The 18,172-nt window shown below is 66.6% G+C and carries 18 protein-coding genes and 1 tRNA gene; 10 read left to right on the plus strand and 9 right to left on the minus strand.

Annotated features, from left to right (window positions below; all coding sequences use genetic code 11):
* The first annotated feature begins 106 nt into the window (after positions 1-106).
* A complete protein-coding gene (locus tag QEP15_RS03065) occupies positions 107-505 on the plus strand; it encodes an OsmC family protein (protein WP_056327870.1) in 399 nt (132 codons plus the stop codon).
* A gap of 67 nt (positions 506-572) precedes the next feature.
* Here QEP15_RS03065 and fabI read toward each other — a convergent pair whose 3' ends face one another.
* The 3 genes from fabI to gloB all read right to left on the minus strand — a co-directional run bounded on the left by fabI (position 573) and on the right by gloB (position 3,722).
* Positions 573-1,358: an enoyl-ACP reductase FabI gene (fabI, locus tag QEP15_RS03070; protein WP_152383358.1), complete on the minus strand. Its 786-nt coding sequence runs from the start codon at positions 1,356-1,358 to the stop codon at positions 573-575.
* A 116-nt stretch (positions 1,359-1,474) separates the two neighbouring features.
* A complete protein-coding gene (locus QEP15_RS03075) occupies positions 1,475-2,893 on the minus strand; it encodes a transglycosylase SLT domain-containing protein (protein WP_152383359.1) in 1,419 nt (472 codons plus the stop codon).
* 7 nt (positions 2,894-2,900) lie between these two features.
* The gene (gene gloB, locus QEP15_RS03080) at positions 2,901-3,722 is read right to left on the minus strand and encodes a hydroxyacylglutathione hydrolase (RefSeq protein WP_152383360.1); all 822 of its coding nucleotides are present in this window, start codon (positions 3,720-3,722) and stop codon (positions 2,901-2,903) included.
* Positions 3,723-3,741: 19 nt separating this feature from the next.
* Between gloB and QEP15_RS03085 the strand changes: the two genes are divergently transcribed.
* The 7 genes from QEP15_RS03085 to QEP15_RS03115 all read left to right on the plus strand — a co-directional run bounded on the left by QEP15_RS03085 (position 3,742) and on the right by QEP15_RS03115 (position 10,816).
* Entirely contained in the window at positions 3,742-4,521 is a 780-nt protein-coding gene (locus tag QEP15_RS03085) for a class I SAM-dependent methyltransferase (protein WP_056327932.1), read from the plus strand.
* Positions 4,522-4,571: 50 nt separating this feature from the next.
* Positions 4,572-5,033: a ribonuclease HI gene (gene rnhA / locus QEP15_RS03090; protein WP_056327874.1), complete on the plus strand. Its 462-nt coding sequence runs from the start codon at positions 4,572-4,574 to the stop codon at positions 5,031-5,033.
* A 279-nt stretch (positions 5,034-5,312) separates the two neighbouring features.
* The gene (locus tag QEP15_RS03095) at positions 5,313-6,395 is read left to right on the plus strand and encodes an efflux RND transporter periplasmic adaptor subunit (protein WP_062838518.1); all 1,083 of its coding nucleotides are present in this window, start codon (positions 5,313-5,315) and stop codon (positions 6,393-6,395) included.
* Between the two features lie 30 nt (positions 6,396-6,425).
* Positions 6,426-9,524 carry an efflux RND transporter permease subunit gene (locus tag QEP15_RS03100; protein WP_280002975.1) on the plus strand — a complete coding sequence of 1,033 codons (3,099 nt, stop codon included), beginning with the start codon at positions 6,426-6,428 and terminating at the stop codon, positions 9,522-9,524.
* A gap of 2 nt (positions 9,525-9,526) precedes the next feature.
* A complete protein-coding gene (gene dnaQ, locus QEP15_RS03105; RefSeq protein WP_056327877.1) occupies positions 9,527-10,252 on the plus strand; it encodes a DNA polymerase III subunit epsilon in 726 nt (241 codons plus the stop codon).
* 61 nt (positions 10,253-10,313) lie between these two features.
* A tRNA-Val gene (locus QEP15_RS03110) sits at positions 10,314-10,388 on the plus strand.
* 260 nt (positions 10,389-10,648) lie between these two features.
* The gene (locus QEP15_RS03115; protein WP_167427935.1) at positions 10,649-10,816 is read left to right on the plus strand and encodes a hypothetical protein; all 168 of its coding nucleotides are present in this window, start codon (positions 10,649-10,651) and stop codon (positions 10,814-10,816) included.
* A 17-nt stretch (positions 10,817-10,833) separates the two neighbouring features.
* Here QEP15_RS03115 and QEP15_RS03120 read toward each other — a convergent pair whose 3' ends face one another.
* The 5 genes from QEP15_RS03120 to QEP15_RS03140 form a co-directional block, all read right to left on the minus strand.
* Positions 10,834-11,301 (minus strand): YaiI/YqxD family protein, encoded by a 468-nt coding sequence (locus QEP15_RS03120; protein WP_056327878.1) that lies wholly within the window; start codon positions 11,299-11,301, stop codon positions 10,834-10,836.
* Positions 11,302-11,306: 5 nt separating this feature from the next.
* Positions 11,307-11,573, minus strand: coding sequence for a hypothetical protein (locus QEP15_RS03125; RefSeq protein ID WP_056327879.1), 267 nt, complete (start codon positions 11,571-11,573; stop codon positions 11,307-11,309).
* 42 nt (positions 11,574-11,615) lie between these two features.
* Complete coding sequence (locus tag QEP15_RS03130) at positions 11,616-13,112, minus strand: TAXI family TRAP transporter solute-binding subunit (protein ID WP_180100339.1); 1,497 nt, start codon at positions 13,110-13,112, stop codon at positions 11,616-11,618.
* Positions 13,113-13,114: 2 nt separating this feature from the next.
* On the minus strand, positions 13,115-14,323 hold the full coding sequence (gene gltS, locus QEP15_RS03135) for a sodium/glutamate symporter (RefSeq protein WP_280148427.1): 1,209 nt from the start codon (positions 14,321-14,323) through the stop codon (positions 13,115-13,117).
* A 186-nt stretch (positions 14,324-14,509) separates the two neighbouring features.
* Positions 14,510-15,019: a GNAT family N-acetyltransferase gene (locus QEP15_RS03140; protein WP_280148885.1), complete on the minus strand. Its 510-nt coding sequence runs from the start codon at positions 15,017-15,019 to the stop codon at positions 14,510-14,512.
* 150 nt (positions 15,020-15,169) lie between these two features.
* Here QEP15_RS03140 and QEP15_RS03145 point away from each other — a divergent pair, with 150 nt between their 5' ends.
* Together QEP15_RS03145 and QEP15_RS03150 are read left to right on the plus strand one after the other, a co-directional pair.
* On the plus strand, positions 15,170-16,216 hold the full coding sequence (locus tag QEP15_RS03145) for a glycosyltransferase family 2 protein (protein WP_152383365.1): 1,047 nt from the start codon (positions 15,170-15,172) through the stop codon (positions 16,214-16,216).
* A 2-nt stretch (positions 16,217-16,218) separates the two neighbouring features.
* Positions 16,219-17,802, plus strand: coding sequence for an ArnT family glycosyltransferase (locus QEP15_RS03150; RefSeq protein ID WP_425285985.1), 1,584 nt, complete (start codon positions 16,219-16,221; stop codon positions 17,800-17,802).
* Here the strand turns inward: QEP15_RS03150 and QEP15_RS03155 are convergent.
* The gene (locus QEP15_RS03155; protein ID WP_152383367.1) at positions 17,762-18,157 is read right to left on the minus strand and encodes a GtrA family protein; all 396 of its coding nucleotides are present in this window, start codon (positions 18,155-18,157) and stop codon (positions 17,762-17,764) included. The genes QEP15_RS03150 and QEP15_RS03155 overlap by 41 nt on opposite strands.
* Between the last annotated feature and the right edge of the window lie 15 nt (positions 18,158-18,172).

Here is an 18,172-nt window from a genome sequence, read left to right on the forward strand (position 1 = left end):
CCGTCAGGCGGGTCATCCGGCCCCGCAAGCGTTCAGCAAGTGCTAAAACCGTCCTGAAGCCGGCCATTTGGCAGTCCCCGGCAATCCCAACCAGGAGAATCGACCCATGAGCATCCGCGTGCGCCAGAATGCGCCCCAGTCCCTGCAGTTCACCGCGACGGCCGAAGGCCATGACCTGCCGTTGGACATGCCCAAGCCGCAGGGGGAGGGGCCGGATCCGCATGATTACTTCGATACGGCGCTGGGCGGCTGCAAGGCGATGACCCTGATGGTCTACGCGCAGCGCAAGGGGCTGCCGCTGGAATCGGTGGGGGTGGAAGTGGTGCGCGATGCCAGCGAGGAACGCCGCGGCATCTATCGGCTGACCGCCAAGCTGACGCTGCACGGCGAGCTGTCCGATGCGCAGATCGACGAATTGCTGGCGGTGGCCGAGAAGTGCCCGATCCACAAGCTGATGACGGCGGTGGACGTGCAGGTGTCCACGCTGATCGTGCGGCCGGACTGAGGAATTGCGGAGCAGGCGGCGGGGCCGCCTGTGCAAGGCGGGGCGCCGCGCCCCGCCCAGGGAAGTCTTACTCTTCCATGCCCGGGACGATGGTCGAGAAACCGCCGTCCACGTGGGTGATTTCGCCGGTCACGCCGGCAGCCAGATCCGACAGCATGAAGGCCGCGACATTGCCGACGTCTTCGATGGTGATATTGCGGCGCAGCGGAGCCTGGTTTTCGACGAACTTCAGGATGGCCGAGAAGTCCTTGATGCCGCTGGCGGCCAGGGTCTTGATCGGGCCGGCGGAAATGCCGTTGGCGCGGATGCCGCGCGGGCCCAGCGCCGAGGCCAGGTAGCGCACGCTGGCTTCGAGCGACGCCTTGGCCAGACCCATCGTGTTGTAGTTCGGGACCACGCGCTCGGCGCCCAGGTAGGTCAGTGTCAGCACCGAGCCGTTGCGGCCTTCCATGAGGGGCAGGGCGGCCTTGGCCATGGCGGCGAAGCTGTAGGCCGAGATGTCGTGGGCGATGCGAAAGCCTTCGCGCGACAGGCCGTCCAGGAAATTGCCGGCGATGGCTTCGCGCGGCGCAAAACCGATCGAATGGACCAGGCCGTCCAGGCCGTCCCAGTGCTGGGCCAGTTGAGCAAAGGCGCCGTCGATCTGGCTGTCTTCGGCCACGTCGCAGGGCAGCACGATGTTGCTGTTGAATTCGGCGGCAAACTCGCTCACGCGGTCCTTGAAGCGGTCGCCGACGTAAGTGAACGCCAGTTCGGCGCCTTGCTGATGACAGGCGCGCGCGATGCCGTAGGCGATGGAACGATTAGAAAGCACCCCGGTGACCAGGATGCGTTTGCCGGCAAGAAAGCCCATAGATGTGTCCTTTGATTTTTTCCCTTCTGGAGACCGCCTATTTTAGGGAATTTGGCGGTCCAGCGGGCGAGCGGCGCGGCCCCCGTGCCGGGGCGCCGCGCCGTGCGTGGCGGCTATCAGCCGCGCGCGTTCGTGCCGGGCACGCGCAGCTGCGTGCCGATCTTCAGGGCGCTGCCCTTGATGTTGTTGAGCGCGCGCAGCGCGTCGACGGTGGTGCCGTACTGTTTGGCCAGCGAGAACAGGGTGTCGCCCTGGCGGACCTTGTGGCTGCGCACGTTGGGGCGGGCGCTGGAGACGCGCACGGCGGGCGCCTGCGCGGCGCGGCCACGCGGTGCGGCGGCCTTGTTGTCTTGCGGGGCCGAGTCCAGCGCGCCCACCGGGGGCGCCAGCGACGCGATCTGCACGCCGCCCGTGCCGGGGTCGCCCGGCACCAGCAGCGCCTGGCCATTGGCAGCCTTCTGGCGGCGGCTGATGTCGTTGGTTTCGCGCAGGGTGGCTTCGGACACGCCAAACCGCTTGGCGATGGACGCGTAGGATTCGCCGCGGCGCGAGTGGTAGACCTTCCAGGCGGACAGGTCGCCCTTGTAGTTGGTGAGGTTCGCGTTGAAGATCTCGACGCGGTCGGCCGGCAGCAGCAGCGTGGGGCCGTGGTCGCCGCGGATGACCGGGCGGTTGAACGAGGGGTTCAGGGCCTTGAACTCGTCCAGCGGCATTTCAGCCAGCTTGGCGGCGATTTCCAGGTCGATGTCGCTGTTCTTTTGCACCGTCACGAAGTACGGCGTGTTGCCGACGGGCGGCAGCGCCACCGCATAGCGCTGCGGATCGGCAATGATGTTCTTGATGGCCTGCAGCTTGGGCACGTAGTTGCGGGTCTCGTCCGGCATGTTCAGCGACAGGTAGTCGGTGTTCTGGCCGGCGGCCTCGTTCTTGGCCATGGCGCGCTGCACCGAGCCTTCGCCCCAGTTGTACGAGGCCAGGGCGAGGTACCAGTCGCCCTGCATTTCAAACAGCTTTTCCAGGTAGTCCAGCGCCGCGTTGGTCGAGGCGATGGGATCGCGGCGCTCGTCGCGCCACCAGTCCTGCTTCAGGTTGAAGTGCTGGCCGGTGGCCGGCACGAACTGCCACAGGCCCGAGGCCTGCGCGCGCGACAGCGCGGTCGGGTTGTACGCGCTTTCCACGAAGGGCAGCAGCGCCAGCTCGGTCGGCAGGCCGCGGCGGTTGATCTCGTCAACGATGAAGTACAGGTATTTGCCGGCGCGCTCGGCCATGCGCTGCACCGCCTCGGGGTGGGACGCGTAGTAGTCGGTCCACTGCTTGGAGAGGTCGGTGTTCAGGTTGGGGATGGCGAAACCGCGGCGGATGCGGTCCCACGCGTCAGCCGGCGGGTTGGTCAGGTCGATCGTGCGGGAGGTGTCCCGGGCAATGTATCGGCCTTGGGAATTGGTGGTGAGGTTCTTGCTATCGGGGGCTTTGGTTCCTGCGCAACCGGCGAGGACTGCCAGCATGAGCGGCAGAAGGAGTCGGGATAGATTCATCAGGTGGTCACTTGAAATCGTTCTTCCATTCACGAAGGGAGGCAAAGACCTCTACCGGCGTAGTCTGGCTGCGTCCGGTCCAACTTGCGGCGGCCTGGACGACGTCGGGCTGCTGCGTGCGCAAGAACGGATTGGTCGCGCGTTCCTGACCGATGGTCGAAGGAAGCGTGGGGTGTCCTTCCGCGCGTAATTGCTGGGCCCGCAGATGCCACGTTTGCAGGTCGCGGTTGGCCGGTTCGACGGCCAATGCCCAGCGAAGGTTCGCTAGAGTGTACTCGTGTGCGCAAAAAACTTTTGTATCTGGCGGTAAAGCGGAAAATTTTTCCAAGGAATCAAACATTTGCGCGGGTGTGCCCTCGAAAAGCCGGCCACAGCCCCCCGCAAAAAGCGTGTCGCCACAAAAAAGCGCGTGTTCGACGCCGGCCGCGCGGCCCGCATACGCGATGTGGCCCGCCGTATGGCCCGGAACGTCCAGCACCGACAGGTCCAGGTCCAGTTCCGGCAGCGTCACCCGGTCGCCTTCGGCCAGCCGGACATCGCAGCGCGGCAGCTTTTCGCGCGCCGGACCATATACGGTGATGCCCTCGATGCGGGACAATTCCAGCACGCCTCCCACATGGTCGCCGTGGTGGTGCGTGAGTAGAATGGCGCGCAGCTTCAAGCCTTGCTGATCCAGAAACCGCAAGACGGGCCCGGCTTCGCCTGGGTCCACGACCGCCACCTGGCCGTCGCGGACGATTGCCCAGATGTAGTTGTCGGAAAAGGCTGGCAAAGGCAAGACCGCGGCGTTGCGATCGCGGCCGCCTGCGGGGGCGGTCAAGGCTTGCATGGGATTCGAAGGAAAAAACGTGGCAGAAGAAACTCCGCCGATTGTAGAACTGGCCGAATGGTTCCAGACGCCGCCGGGCCAGTACGTGCTGGCCTGGGAGCGCGCCCAGTTCGACGCGGCCGTCGCGGATGTCTTCGGATATTACGCCTGGCAGGTCGGCCTTGCCGACCTGAACCTGTTGGGGGCCAACCGGATGCCGTTCAAGGGCTACGTGGGCACCGAGACCCCGGCGCCGGAAAGCCTGCCGGGCTGGCAGTCGCGCGTGGTCGTCGCGCAGCCGGAGGCCCTGCCGTTCGAATCCCAGAGCGTGGACCTCCTGATCCTGCCGCACACCTTTGAACTCACGCCCGAACCCCACAACGTGCTGCGCGAGGTCGAGCGCGTCCTCGTCCCCGAGGGCCGCGTCGTCATTTCGGGGTTCAACCCCTGGAGCATGTGGGGCGCCCGCACCCGCATGCCGGGCATGGAGCCCTGGCTGCCGCAGCCGCCGTCGTCGCAGGTGTCGCTGGCGCGGCTCAAAGACTGGTTCAAGCTGCTGTCGCTGGAGGTCGATGAAAGCCAGTTCGGTTGCTACGCGCCGGCCTGCCGCAGCGAAAAATGGCTTGAGCGCTGGAGCTTCCTGGAATCGGCCGGCGCCCGCTGGTGGAGCCTGGGCGGCGCGGTGTACATGGTCTCGGCGGTCAAGCGCGTGACCGGCATGCGTATCATCGGGCCTGCCTGGAAGACCAAACCCAAGCGCGCCCGCGCGGCCTCGGTGGTGGTCAACCGCCAGGCGGACGATGGCTTTGACCCCTCCTGAGCCGCCGGGCCCGCCTCACATTGCAAGCACAAGGACACGCACGCAGCACCATGCAGGACAACAAAACGAACGACCAGAAAGTGGAAATGTGGACCGACGGCGCCTGCAAGGGCAATCCGGGGCCCGGCGGCTGGGGCGTGCTGATGCGCGCCGGCACGCACGAAAAGACGCTGCACGGCGGCGAGCTCCAGACCACGAACAACCGGATGGAACTGCTGGCGGTCATCGAAGGCCTGCGCGCGCTCAAGCGCCCCTGCGTCGTCACGATCCACACCGACTCGCAATATGTCATGAAGGGCATGACCGAGTGGCTGGCCAACTGGAAGCGGCGCGGCTGGATCACCGCCGAGAAAAAGCCCGTCAAGAACGCCGAGCTCTGGCAGGCGCTGGATGAACAGGTCCAGCGTCACACGGTGTCCTGGCGCTGGGTTCGCGGGCACGCGGGCGACCCCGGCAACGAGCGCGCCGACCAACTGGCCAACATGGGCGTGGACGTCGCGCGCCGCGCGTGAAAGCGCCTGGCCTGGCCGCCTGACCCGCGGGCGGCGTCGGGCGGGCACCGTCACAACGGGCACTCAACAAATCGGCCCTAAGGTGGCCCAGCCTCCCGCGCGGCATCCGGATATACCCTCGAATTTGCCGTCCAGGGCAGATTAGTTCTTTCATCGCGCTTCAGTATTGTTCCAGTATGTAAATCCGGGTGCTAAAGTGCCAACCCTTCCCTCCAGTTCCTGCGGCGACGTCCGAGTGGGGCATGCCCGGTCCGCGCCGCAACACCGCCACTTTCGCGCATGAAAAAAGCTGTACTGCTGGCCGCCGTCGCGGCAGGGTTGGCCGCGGGGGCCGCGCTCGGCGTATTTGTGCCGCGCTGGCTGGCGCCGGCCGCAACCCCTGCCCAGGCTTCCGCCAAACCTCAATCCGCTCCCGCCGCGCCGGCCCGTGTCGCCGTGGCCGCCGTCCAGGAAGTGCCTTTTGCGCGCGGCCTGTCGGCCGTAGGCAGCCTGCGCTCCGATGAGTCCGTCGTCCTGCGCCCCGAAGTGGCCGGACGCATCCAGGCCATTGACTTCAAGGAAGGTCAGCCCGTCAAGCAGGGCCAGCTTCTCATCCGCCTGGACGACTCCGTGCCGCGCGCTGAATTGGCGCAGGCGCGCGCCAACCTGACGCTGGCGCAAAGCCATTACCGCCGCGCCGTCGAACTGCAGGGCAAGGGCTTCGTCAGCCAGCAGGCGCGCGACGAGTCGGCCAGCACGCTGAAGGTGCAGGAAGCCGCCGTGGCGCTGGCGCAGGCCCGCCTGGACAAGATGACCATTACCGCGCCCTTTGCCGGCATCGTCGGACTGCGCAGCGTGTCCGTGGGCGATTACGTCAACCAGGGGCAGGACCTGGCGCCCCTTGAGGCCATCGATCCGCTCAAGGTGGATTTCCGCGTGCCCGAGATGTACTTGAGCAAGGTGCGCGTCGGACAGCAACTGACGCTGCGCATGGATGCGCTGCCCGGCCAGGAGCGCCGCGGACTGGTCTACGCGGTCAGCCCGCTGGTCGACGCGGGCGGCCGGTCCATCCTGCTGCGCGCCACGGTTGCCAACCAGGACGGCGTGCTGCGCCCCGGCATGTTCGCCCGGGTGCAACTGCTCTTTAACGAGGACAAAGCGCTGGTCGCGCCCGAGGCCGCGCTATCGCCGTCGGGCGAAACGCAGTACGTTTACCGGGTCGAGAACGGCGTGGCGCATCGGCGCGAAGTGACCATCGGCGAACGCCGCGAGGGCCGCGTCGAGATCCTGACCGGCGTCGCCCTGAACGACATGCTGGTGGTCTCGGGCCTGCAGCGCGTGACCGATGGCGCGCGCGTGACCATCGTGGGCAACGGCCCATAGCCGGCCCTTCACCTTTTCAGCGATAGCGCCATGCGTATCTCGGAAACCTGTATCAAGCGCCCGGTGTTCGCGTCGGTCCTGTCGCTGATCATCGTGCTGATCGGCCTGATCTCGTATTCGCGCCTGACGGTGCGCGAGTACCCGAAGATCGACGAGCCGATCGTGTCGGTGGACACCACGTACAAGGGCGCCTCGCCGGAGGTGATCGAGTCGCAGGTGACCAAGCCGCTGGAAGACCAGCTGGCCGGCATCGAAGGGGTCAACGTGATGACCTCGCGCAGCCGCTCCGAACGCAGCCTCATCAACATCAAGTTCAACCTCTCGCGCGACCCCGACGCGGCGGCGGCCGAAGTGCGCGACAAGGTTTCGCGCGCGCGGCGTTTCCTGCCCGACGAGATCGACGAGCCGATCATCGGCAAGGTCGAGGCCGATTCCCAGCCCATCATCTACATCGCCGTGGAGTCGGGATCGTTCTCGGCGATCCAGACCTCCGACTACATCAACCGCTACATCAAGACCCGCCTGTCGGTGCTGCCCGGTGCGGCCGAAGTGCGCGTCTTTGGCGAGCGCCTGCCGTCCATGCGCATCTACGTCGACCGCGACAAGCTGGCGGCGTACGGATTGACGGTGCAGGACGTGGAAGCCGCGCTGCGCAGCCAGAACGTCGAAATTCCGGCGGGCCGGATCGAGTCGCGGGCACGGGAATTTTCGGTGGTGTCGGCCACCGATTTGCAGACGCCCGCCCAGTTCGAGGACGTGATCGTCGCCAACGTGAAGGGCTACCCGGTGCGGATGCGCGACGTCGCCAAGGTCGAGATCGCGGCCGCCAACGACCGGATCCTGTCCCGCTTCAACGGCAAGCCGGCCATCAACATCGGCATCACGCGCCAATCCACCGCCAACCCCCTGGAGCTGTCCAAGGCGGCCCGCCAGGAGGTCGAGCGGCTGAACGAGACCCTGCCGGCCGGCATGAAGCTGAACATCGCGTACGACTCGTCGGTGTTCATCGAACGCTCCATCGATTCCGTGTTCCACACCATCATCGAAGCCATCGTGCTGGTGGTGCTGGTGATCTTCTTCTTCCTGCGCAACCTGCGCGCCAGCATCATTCCCATCGTCACCATCCCGGTGTCGCTGGTGGGCGCCTGCGCGCTGATGTATCTGTTCGGCTTTTCGATCAACACGCTGACGCTGCTTGCCATGGTGCTGGCGATCGGGCTGGTGGTGGACGACGCCATCGTGGTCCTGGAGAACATCTACCGGCACATCGAGGACGGCATGCCGCGCAAGGAAGCCGCGCTGCGCGGCTCCAGGGAGATCGGCTTCGCGGTGGTCGCCATGACCATGACGCTGGTCACCGTGTATGCGCCGCTGGCGTTCGCCACCGGGCGCACCGGGCGGCTGTTCATCGAGTTCGCGCTGGCGCTGGCGGGCGCGGTGCTGGTGTCGGGCTTCGTGGCCCTGACCCTCACGCCCATGATGTGTTCGGTGCTGCTGCGCCACCAGACCCGCCACAACCGCTGGTACAACCTGATCGAGGGTTGGCTGAACGGTCTGAGCAACGGCTATCGCCGCATGCTGGGCGCCTCGCTGCGGCATCGCTGGATCGTCGTGGTGATCGGGCTGGCCGTGGCGGCAGGCAGCGGCGTGCTGTTCAAGGTGGTCAAGAGCGAACTGGCGCCGGTCGAGGACCGCGGCGTGGTCTTTGGCCTTGTCAGCTCGCCCGAAGGCGCCACGCTGAACTACACCCTGGACAGCATGCTGGGCATTGAAAAGTTCTATGCCGACATCCCGGAAGCCAGCGGCAGCCAGGTCACGGTGGGCTTTCCCACGGTCACGGACGGCACCGCGATCCTGCGCCTGAAGCCCTGGGAAGAACGCGAGCGCAAGCAGCAGGCCATCACCCAGCAGTTGCAGCCGCAGTTCGCGTCGCTGCCGGGCGTGCGCGCCTTCCCGACCAATCCGCCGTCGCTGGGCCAGTCGGCCCGATCCAAACCGGTGGAATTCATCATCATGAGCCAGGCCTCGTACCAGGAGCTGTCGCGGCTGACCGAGATCTTCCTGGCCGAGCTGCGCAAGTATCCGGGCCTGCTGAACCTGGACACCGACCTGCGCCTGAACACGCCGGAGCTGCGCGTGCGCGTGGACCGCGACAAGATGGCCGACGTGGGCGCCAACGTGGACGTGGTGGGCCGCACGCTCGAATCGATGCTGGGCGGCCGCCAGGTCACCCGCTACAAGGACGAGGGCGAGCAGTACGACGTGATCGTGCAGGTGACGCCGCGCGACCGCGCCAATCCCACCGACATCTCGGGCATCTATGTGCGGGCGCGCGACGGCAGCATGGTCCAGCTGGACAACCTGCTCGGCGTGCACGAAGGCGTGTCGCCGCAGTCGCTGAACCACTTCAACCGCCTGCGGGCAGTGAAGATCGACGCGGCGGTGGCGCCCGGCTATGCGCTGGGCGAGGTGCTGGACCACATGCATCAGGTGGCGCGCGAGGTCCTGCCCAACACGATCATCACGGACCTGGACGGCCAGTCGCGCGAATTCCGCGATTCGTCGGGCAGCATCTACCTGGTCTTTGCGATGGCGCTGGCCTTCATCTACCTGGTGCTCGCCGCGCAGTTCGAAAGCTGGCGCAACCCGTTCATCATCATGCTATCGGTGCCGCTGTCCATGACGGGCGCCTTGCTTGCCCTGTGGCTGACGGGCGGCACGCTGTCCATCTACAGCCAGATCGGGCTCATCACGCTGGTCGGCCTGATCACCAAGCACGGCATCCTGATCGTGGAGTTCACGAACCAGCTGCGCGACGAGGGCAGGGAGCTGTTCGAGGCCGTGGTCGAAGCCAGCGTGCTGCGGCTGCGCCCCATTCTGATGACGACCGGCGCCATGGTGCTGGGCACCGTCCCCCTGGCGCTGTCCACGGGCGCGGGGGCGGAATCGCGCCAGCAGATCGGCTGGGTTCTGGTGGGCGGGCTGTTGCTGGGTACACTACTGACCTTGTTCGTCGTGCCGGTGGCCTACACGCTGATTGCCACCGCACGCAAGAAGCCAGGCACCGCCGGCAGCCAGGCGCATTCCGCGCCCACGCCGCCCGCCTCGCAGCCCCAAGCGTCGGAATAGTTATGCGCCAGATCATCTTTGACACGGAAACCACCGGACTGGACCCTGCACAGGGTCATCGCATCGTCGAAATCGGCTGCGTGGAAATCGTCAACCGCACGCCGACCGGCAACAACCTGCACATCTACCTGAACCCGGACCGCGACAGCGATCCCGAGGCGCTGGCGGTGCACGGGCTGACCACCGAGTTCCTGTCGGACAAGCCGCGCTTTGCCGAAGTCGCGGACGAATTCGTCAAGTTCATCCAGGGCGCCGAACTGATCGCGCACAACGCCGCGTTCGACGTGAAGTTCTTCAACGCCGAACTCGCAAAGATCGGCCGCGGTCCCATCACCGAATTCTGCGAGACCGTCACCGACTCGCTGCTGCACGCCCGGTCGCTGTTCCCGGGCAAGCGCAATTCGCTGGATGCGCTGTGCGACCGCTTCGGCATCTCGAACGCGCACCGCACGCTGCACGGCGCCTTGCTAGACTCGCAGCTTCTGGCTGAAGTCTGGCTGGCGATGACGCGTGGCCAGGATGCGCTGCTGATCGATGTGGACGACAGCGCCGGCGCCAGCGGCGGCGGCATGGTGCTTGCCCGGTTCGACGCCTCGGGTCTGCCGGTCATCACGGCCAGCGCCGAAGAACTTGCCGAACACGAGGCCTACCTAGCCGCGCTGGACAAGAGCGTGGGTGGCGAGTGCGTGTGGCGCAAGGTCGATGCGCCCGTCGCGGCAGCCGCATAAGAAGTTATCAGTGGCGGCTTGCACGCGTTTAAAAATTCGTGCTATTATTTCGCCTCTTTCGGGGTGGTTAGCTCAGTGGTAGAGCACTGCCTTCACACGGCAGGGGTCACTGGTTCGAACCCAGTACTACCCACCAAAGACCTTCCAAGGCGCTCAAGCCTTTGAAGTGCCCCAAAAGACAACGGCCAGTTCGCAGCAGGTTTTCGCGATGCCGGTCTTGTTCTTCGGGCAGCACGCAAAAAGCCAACCTTCATCGGTTGGCTTTTTTGTTTTTGATTCATTACTCTTTCTCTGATCTGGCGCAACCCGGCGGTACTGCGGTTGCGCCAAGCCTGTTCCACGCCTGTCTATCATCAATAAATCGGCGATTGACTGCCAAGCAAACAGGAGAAGGCCATGAGTCCGCACACCAATACCATGCTCATCATCATTTGCACGGGCGTGGCGCTCATGTTGATCGGCTTCGGGTTTCGTGACCGCAATCTTGGCATGACCCTGATGGGCCTTGGCCTGGTCACCGCCATCGGCGCGATCATCTACAAGGCCTACATCACCTTTTCTTGACCCCGCCGCCGCCGGCTTCAGCTTTTTTGCGCCTGCTGCCGGGCCACGCGCGCAAGCAGCGTGTCCAGCTGGTTTGCAAACGCCTTGCGGTCGGACTGGCTGAAGGACGACGGGCCGCCCGTGTCCACGCCGCTGGCGCGCAATTCCTCCATCATGTCCCGCAGCGCCAGCCGTTCGCGGATCGTCTCCGTCGAATAGCGTTCGCCGCGAGGATTGATCGCCATGGCGCCTTTCTCAAGCACCTGCGCGGCCAGCGGAATGTCGCCGGTGATGACGAGATCGCCCGTTTCCGCCCGCTCCACGATGTGCGCGTCGGCCACGTCAAAGCCGCGCGGCACCTGCACGGCACGGATCAGCGGCGATGGCGGGGTGTAGAGCGCCTGGTTGGCCACCAGCGTCAGCGGCATCTGCCAGCGCTGCGCGGCGCGAAAGAGGATGTCCTTGATGACGGCGGGACAGGCGTCCGCGTCGACCCAGATGTGCATCGCGCTTACGCGCCCAGCGCTTTCTCAAGCGCCTCGGCCACGAGGTCATTGGTCGACACGCCGCGTTCGGCGGCGGCGGCGCGCAGCTTGTCGGCCTGCGCCTGCGACAGCTTCAGAGGGAAGGGGACCAGGCCGGCGGCCTGATCCAGCTTGCGCTGTTCGCGACGGTCGGGCATCTGGGACGCGGCGCCGAAGCGGTCCGGCGTGGCCGATTGCTTGAGTTGGCCGGCCAGCTTCAGGGCCTGGTTCTTTTGGAGGTCGAATTTGTTCATCGGATTTCCTGATAGGGAGCGCCATCATAGACGCAACCCGGCTCAGCGCGGTTTGGCGTGCTCCAGTTGGGCGATGCCTTCCTCGGCGCCGTCATGTAGCGGCACGCTCAGGCCAAGCCGGGCGGTGGCCGCAGACACCTGCGAACCCTGTGTCGAACCGGCAGCCAGCAGGTCCTGCCCGGCCTGGTAGACGGCGCGCACCACGACAAGTGCTTCGTCGCGCGTGAGGTCGGTGGTGGTCAGCATCAGCGCCGCCACCCCCACCGTCGGAATGCGCTGTGCCTGATTGGGGTAGGTGCCGGCCGCGATGTCCAGCGGCATCAGCACGCTGTCCCCGGACGTGAGGGTCTTGATGGCGTCCGGGTCCAGCGGCAGCAGCTTGAGCTGCGCCGGAATCAGCGCATCGCGCAGCGGCGTGGCCGGCACGCCGATCACCTGGGCTGCAGCGTCGACCGTGCCAGCATGCAAAAGCGGCAGGGCGGCGACGAAAGGCGAGTCGGACACCTTGTAATCGCGACCCGCCTGCAGGCCATGCGCCGCCAGCACGGTTTGCAGCGTCTCGCGCACGGCCGATCCTTCCGGCCCCAGCGCGATCGTCTTGCCCTTGAGATCCCGCACGCCGCGCAGCGCGGGGTCGTCACGCACGACGATATGGACCAGTTCCGGGTACAGGCTGCCCAGGGCACGCAGGCCGGGGAAGGGGCCTTGCCCCGCGAAGGGGCCCGCGCCCTCGTAGGCCAGCCGCGCCGTGTCGGCCTGGGCCAGGCCGACCACGGCGTCGCCGCTGCGCAAGAGCGCGATATTGTCGGCCCCGCCGCCGGTGATGAGCGGCGACACCCGGATCTGGCGTTTTCGGGCGACGTCGCTCAGGGCGCGCGCAAACGCCAGGTACTCGCCGCGGTCCGGGCCGCCGGCCAGCGGGTAACCCTGCTGCAGCCGGGACAGGCGCCCGTTGATGCGTGCCACCGAGCGTTCCAGCTCCTGCTGCACGACGTGCTGGGCCGTGCTGGACGCGCTGTAGGTCACCGAATGCGTGATCTGGTCCAGCGTGTCCAGCAACTGGCGCGTGACCGGGGGCGGCGCGCCGGTGTCCAGCGACGGCGCTTCGGCCGCCTTGAAGCCTGCCGGCGTCACCAGCTTCCACGTCCCGCCTTCTTCGCGGTAGATGGCGCTGGCATGGGCGATGATGCGATCGCCCGCCTTGTTGCCGCCGGACTTCACGCCGCTGATGCTGCGCGGGCCCGCGCCCAGCAGCGTCACCAGCGACGCCGCGCCGGGCTGGTCCCATGCGCCCAGTGAAATGTCGCGGGTCAGTTCCAGGTCGACGTCGTAATAGACGACGCGGCGGGTTTCGCCGGCCGGGGCGGTGCTGTCCGTGGCCGAGCCCATGCGCCTGAGATCGCTTATGCGAAACAGGTCCTGTCCGTAGGTGGCCTCCAGGCTGCGCGTGACGTCGGCGCGCAGGGCGTCCACGTCGGGCGCGCGGCCGCAGGCGGCCAGCATCGCGCACAGCAGGACCATCAGTAGTTTCTTGAACATGGCTACATCCCTCCCACGAATGGCAAGGAGATCAGCGAGCTCAGGACGATCACGTTCAGGATGTCCACCAGGAAGGCCCCGGTGACGGGGACCACGATGAATGCTTCCGGCGCCGGGCCGTGGCGGCGCGTGAGGGCCTGCATGTTGGCGATGGCGGTGGCCGTCGCACCCAGCGCGAAGCCGCAGAACGCGGCGGACATGATCGCCGCCTCGTAGTCCCGCTTGAGCAGCCGGAACACCACCCAGCCGGCGTACATCGCGCACACCAGCGTCTGCACCGCCAGCATCAGCGCCAGCGGGCCGGCAAGGCGCGCGACGCTGGACAGGTCCAGCGTCATCATCGTCATGCCCAGGAACAGCGACAGCGAGATCGTGCCGATGATGTCGGTGGCCCGGTCGTCGAGCCGGATCCCGACCAGCGGACCCGCGTTGCGGATGAGCACGCCGGTGGCCAGGCACCACAGGAAGTTGGGCAGGCTGACGGGCGCGTCTTCCACCAGCGCCGCCAGGACGCCGCCGACCACCAGGCAGACGAACGCCGCGGTCATGGACAGGATGAACGTCCCGGCCGTGGGCGGCTGGTTGTCTTCGTTCAGGTCGGCGGGCTGGTCGCCTTGAGCCGCGGTATGGTCAAGGCTGCCCGACACCTTGTGGCGGCGCATGATCCATTCCGCCACGGGCCCGCCCACGACGCCGCCCAGCACCAGGCCCAGCGTCGCCGCCGTCATGGCCAGCGGCATGACGTCCTGGATGTTGTTGAAGTCGGCAAAGCGTGTCGCGTAGGCCGCGCCGGTGCCATGTCCGCCCACGAGCGTGATCGTGCCGCCCAAGAGTCCCATGAGCGGGTGCATGTCCAGCAGCCAGGCCATGCCCAGGCCGACGGCATTCTGCAAGACGAGAAAGGGGATCAGCGCCAGCAGGAAGGCAATGAGGCGGGGGCCGCCCCGGGCCAGCAGCTTCAAGTTGGCGGTCAGCCCGATGCAGCCAAAGAACAGCAGCAGCAGCGTGGGCTTGATGCTGGTTTCCAGCGAAACGGCGACGCCGCCCCAGGTGGACAGCAGGTAGGCCAGCACGGCGAACAGCAGCCCGCCCACGATGGGGTCCGGAATGCTGTAGCGCGCCAGGATGCCGATGCGCGTGGTCATGACGCGTCCGATGACGAGCACGAGGCAGCAGGCGAGCAGGGATTGGACGGGCGAAAGGGAGATCATATGAACCTTCGCGCCCCGCCGGGGCGCAGCAAGCCAGACTGTTCAAACCGATTTCAAGCCGTTTTCAAACCACGTTTTCAGACCGTTTTGCCGCCGCATCGTTTGCGGACTGCGGACCTATCTTACGTCCGGCAAAGCGTGGCTGTACACGTTTTGAAAGACGGCTCGATCAGGCGCGTGCGGGATTTAGGCCGGGAAGGGAAAGGCGCGCGACATGTAACTGGCGCCTGCGCCATAGCCGGCGAGCTTCTCGGCCAGGCCGGGAGGCTGCGGGGCAAGCGGCGCATACCCATGCCGCTGCCAGTAGCCGGCCGCCGACGCCAGGGACACCAGGCTGGCGCGCGTCAGGCCGTTGTCCACGGCGCGCGCGGCGGCGGCGCCCACCAGCGCCTGGCCCACGCCCAAGCCCTGCGCCGCCGGCACGACCGCGCAGTCATGCAGGAACCAGTGATCGGCCCGCGGTGGCAGCGCGGAAAGCGGCACATCCAGGGCGGGCGGCAGGCCCGCGTCCCAGGGATAGGAAATCAGATAGCCCAGCACCGCGCCGGATCTGCGTGGCGCATCCGGCTGGGCAACCCAGCAATATTGGGGAGCGAGCGCGAGGCGGTTCAGGAAAAAGCCGGCGCCCTCCAGCAGAAACTGCGGATAGGCGAGGGCCTGGGCCTGGAGGATGGCGTCCACATCGCTGGCCAGCATGGGACGGACTTGGTATTGCATGACGTGTCGAAGCCTGAAAACTGCCCGCCATTGTAACGATCGGGGCGCGCCGGCATTTCATGAAAATTCGACGAGCCCCTGCGCATACTGCACCGCATCGTGCCCCGCATTCCGTCCAATCAAAGTCCCATGCACATCCAGTTCCGGTCCGACCCCCCAGCGCCGCAGGTGTTGGGTAAGCCTCTGCCCCTGCGTTCCGTGTGGCCGCCGCAGACGGCCGACGTGCCGTATGACACCCGTGTTACCTGCGTCATTCCGTGCTTGAACGAGTGCGAGAACCTGCGCGTGCTGCTGCCGCTTCTGCGCAACCGGCTGTCGGCGTTGTGCACCAGCTGGGAGATCATCGTAGCCGACGACGGCAGCACCGACGGCACCGAAGCGCTGATGTCGGAATGGACCGAGCACGAGGGCTTTCGCCATGTGCAGCTGTCGCGCAATTTCGGCAAGGAAGCCGCGCTGAGCGCGGGCCTGGAGGCCTCCACCGGCAACGTGGTGATCTGCCTGGACGCCGATCTGCAGCATCCGCCCGCGCTGATCGAGCTGATGCTCGCGCGCTGGTCTGCCGGCGCTGAAATGGTGTACGCCGTGCGGCGCGACCGCGCCGACGAGTCCTGGCTCAAGCGCTCGGGCGCGCGCTGGTTCTATCAGTTGCTCAGCAATGCGCGCGGCGTGCAGGTGCCGGCGCACGCCGGCGACTTCCGGCTGATGGACCGCAGCGTGGTCGACGCGCTGATCGCGTTGCCCGAGCGCACCCGCTTCATGAAAGGCCTGTATGCCTGGGTCGGGTTCAAGGGCGAGGCCCTGCCGTACACGCCCGACGAGCGCATGCACGGCACCAGCACCTACAGCGGTCTGCGCCTGTTCCGTCTGGCGCTGGACGGATTGACTGCCTTTACGACCTGGCCGCTGCGCATGGTCAGCCTGGTAGGCGTGACGTTTGCCGTCCTGGCCCTGGCCTATGCGGGATTCCTGGTGGTGGACTACCTGATGTCCGGCAACGCCGTATCCGGGTGGACGACCATCGTCACGGCGGTGCTCTTCTTTGCCGGCGTCAACCTGATCTCGCTAGGCGTTGTGGGCGAATATGTCGCCCGCATCTTCGACGAAGTGAAGGGCCGACCGCTGTTTGTCGTTCGACGCACCCGAGGCGGTCCCGCCGGCAAGGCGCAGGGCTGATGATGGCCAACCTTAACAAGCCGGCGCGCTCCGAATGGACCCCGCCGGCAGGATGGCTGCTGCTGGCCGCGGGAATCTGGCTGGCCTGGTTGGCGTGGATGCGTCCGCTGACGCTGCCCGACGAAGGGCGCTACGCCGGCGTCGCCTGGGACATGCTGCGCAGCGGCTCGCACGCCGTCCCGCTGCTGGACGGCATGCCGTACTTTCACAAGCCGCCGCTGTATTACTGGCTGACCGAACTGTCGTTTTCCGTGTTCGGCGTGCATCCGTGGGCGGCGCGCTTGCCGTCATGGCTGGCCGCGTGGAGCGCGGCCGCCGGGTTGTACGTATTCGTGCGCCGGCATCGCGACGCGGCGGCCGCCTCGTTGACGGTGCTGGTGCTTTGCACCGTGCCGTTCTTCTACGGCGGCGCGCAGTTTGCCAATCTGGACATGCTGGTCGCCGGTCTCATCACGCTGTGCGTGCTGGCCGCCGCGGAAACCGTGTTGCGCGTCGAGCGTGGCGAACGGTGGCGCGCGATGTCCGTGGCGGCCGGGGCGCTGGCAGCGCTGGCGGTGCTGGCCAAGGGGCTGATCGGCCTGGTGCTGCCCGGCGCCATCCTGTTGCTGTGGCTGGTCTGGGAGCGGCGCTGGCGCGGGCTTGGGGCGCTGGTCTGGCCGCCGGCGCTGCTGGTGTTCCTGGCGGTGGCGGCGCCGTGGTTCGTGCTGATGCAGGTGCGGTTTCCGGGCTTTTATGACTACTTCTTCGTCTACCAGCATTTCCAGCGCTTCGCGGCCGCCGGCTTCAACAATGCCCAGCCGTTCTGGTTCTACCTGCCCGTGCTGGCCGGATTGAGCCTGCCGTGGTCACTATGGGGCGGGGGCATCCTGCGCCGCGCGTTCTGGATCGCGGGGCCGGCGCGCAGCCTGCGGCGCCTGGCCGCGGTGTGGTTCGCCGTGGTGGTGGTGTTTTTTTCGTTGCCGCATTCCAAGCTGATTGGCTATGTGCTGCCTGCGCTGGCGCCGCTCGCGTTTTTGCTGGCGGAGGTCATCCTGGGAGCGTGGCGCAGCGAGAACGGTTTGACGACGCCGCGGCTGGTGCGCATCAGCGCCGCGGTCGCCGCCGGGATCTGCGTCATCGCCGTGGGCATCGCCGCATTCAATGCGAAGGGCAGCGCCGCGCCGCTGGCCCAGGTCGTGCGGCAGGAAGCGCGGCCGGACGATACCTTCGTGTCGCTGCACGCCTATCCCTTCGACCTGGCGCTTTACGCGCGCGCCCCGCGGCCCACCTGGGTCGTGGACGACTGGCTCAATCCCGAGGTGCCGGTGCGCGACAACTGGCGCAAGGAGCTGTACGACGCCGCGAAGTTCGATCCGGTCACCGGCAAACAGGTGCTGATCAGCGCCGAGCAGTTCAACGCCACGCTGTGCGCGGCGCCGGACGGTGCGCGGTTCTGGGTGTGGGGCGGGCATGGCGATGGCGCCATCTACCTGCCACTGCAAGGGCTGGCGCCCGTCGTGACGAGCGCCCGGCATGCGATGTGGCGCGTGGACGCGGGCGCGGCGCTCAGGCAGCGGGTTTGTGCCGGAACGCCCACAGCCGGCTAGCGATGAAGGTGCCGAACGCCAGGCCGATGAGGATCAGCGCCAGCAACGTGTCGTAAGGTACGTCGGTGGCGTGCAGCAACCAGGCATAGGCAGATTCGTTGATCGCAAAGCCGATCGCTGAAATAAAAAAGAAACGACGGGCCGCTACGGTCCAGGGTATGGGCGAATGTCGAAACGTGAGCCGGTAATGGCCGCTGAAGGACACCACGAAGGCGATCAGCCAGCCGATCAGGTTGGCCGCCAGCGGCGGTGCGCCAAACGCTTCGACGCAGCCCACGGCAACGGCCCAATGCGTTGCGGCGGCAGCGCAGCCGACGGCGACGAAAAGACTGATCTGCCGGATGAGGGTGCGCATGGGGAATGTGTCGAA

It is taken from the genome of Achromobacter mucicolens (genome assembly GCF_029866465.1).
Classification (GTDB): domain Bacteria; phylum Pseudomonadota; class Gammaproteobacteria; order Burkholderiales; family Burkholderiaceae_B; genus Achromobacter; species Achromobacter mucicolens.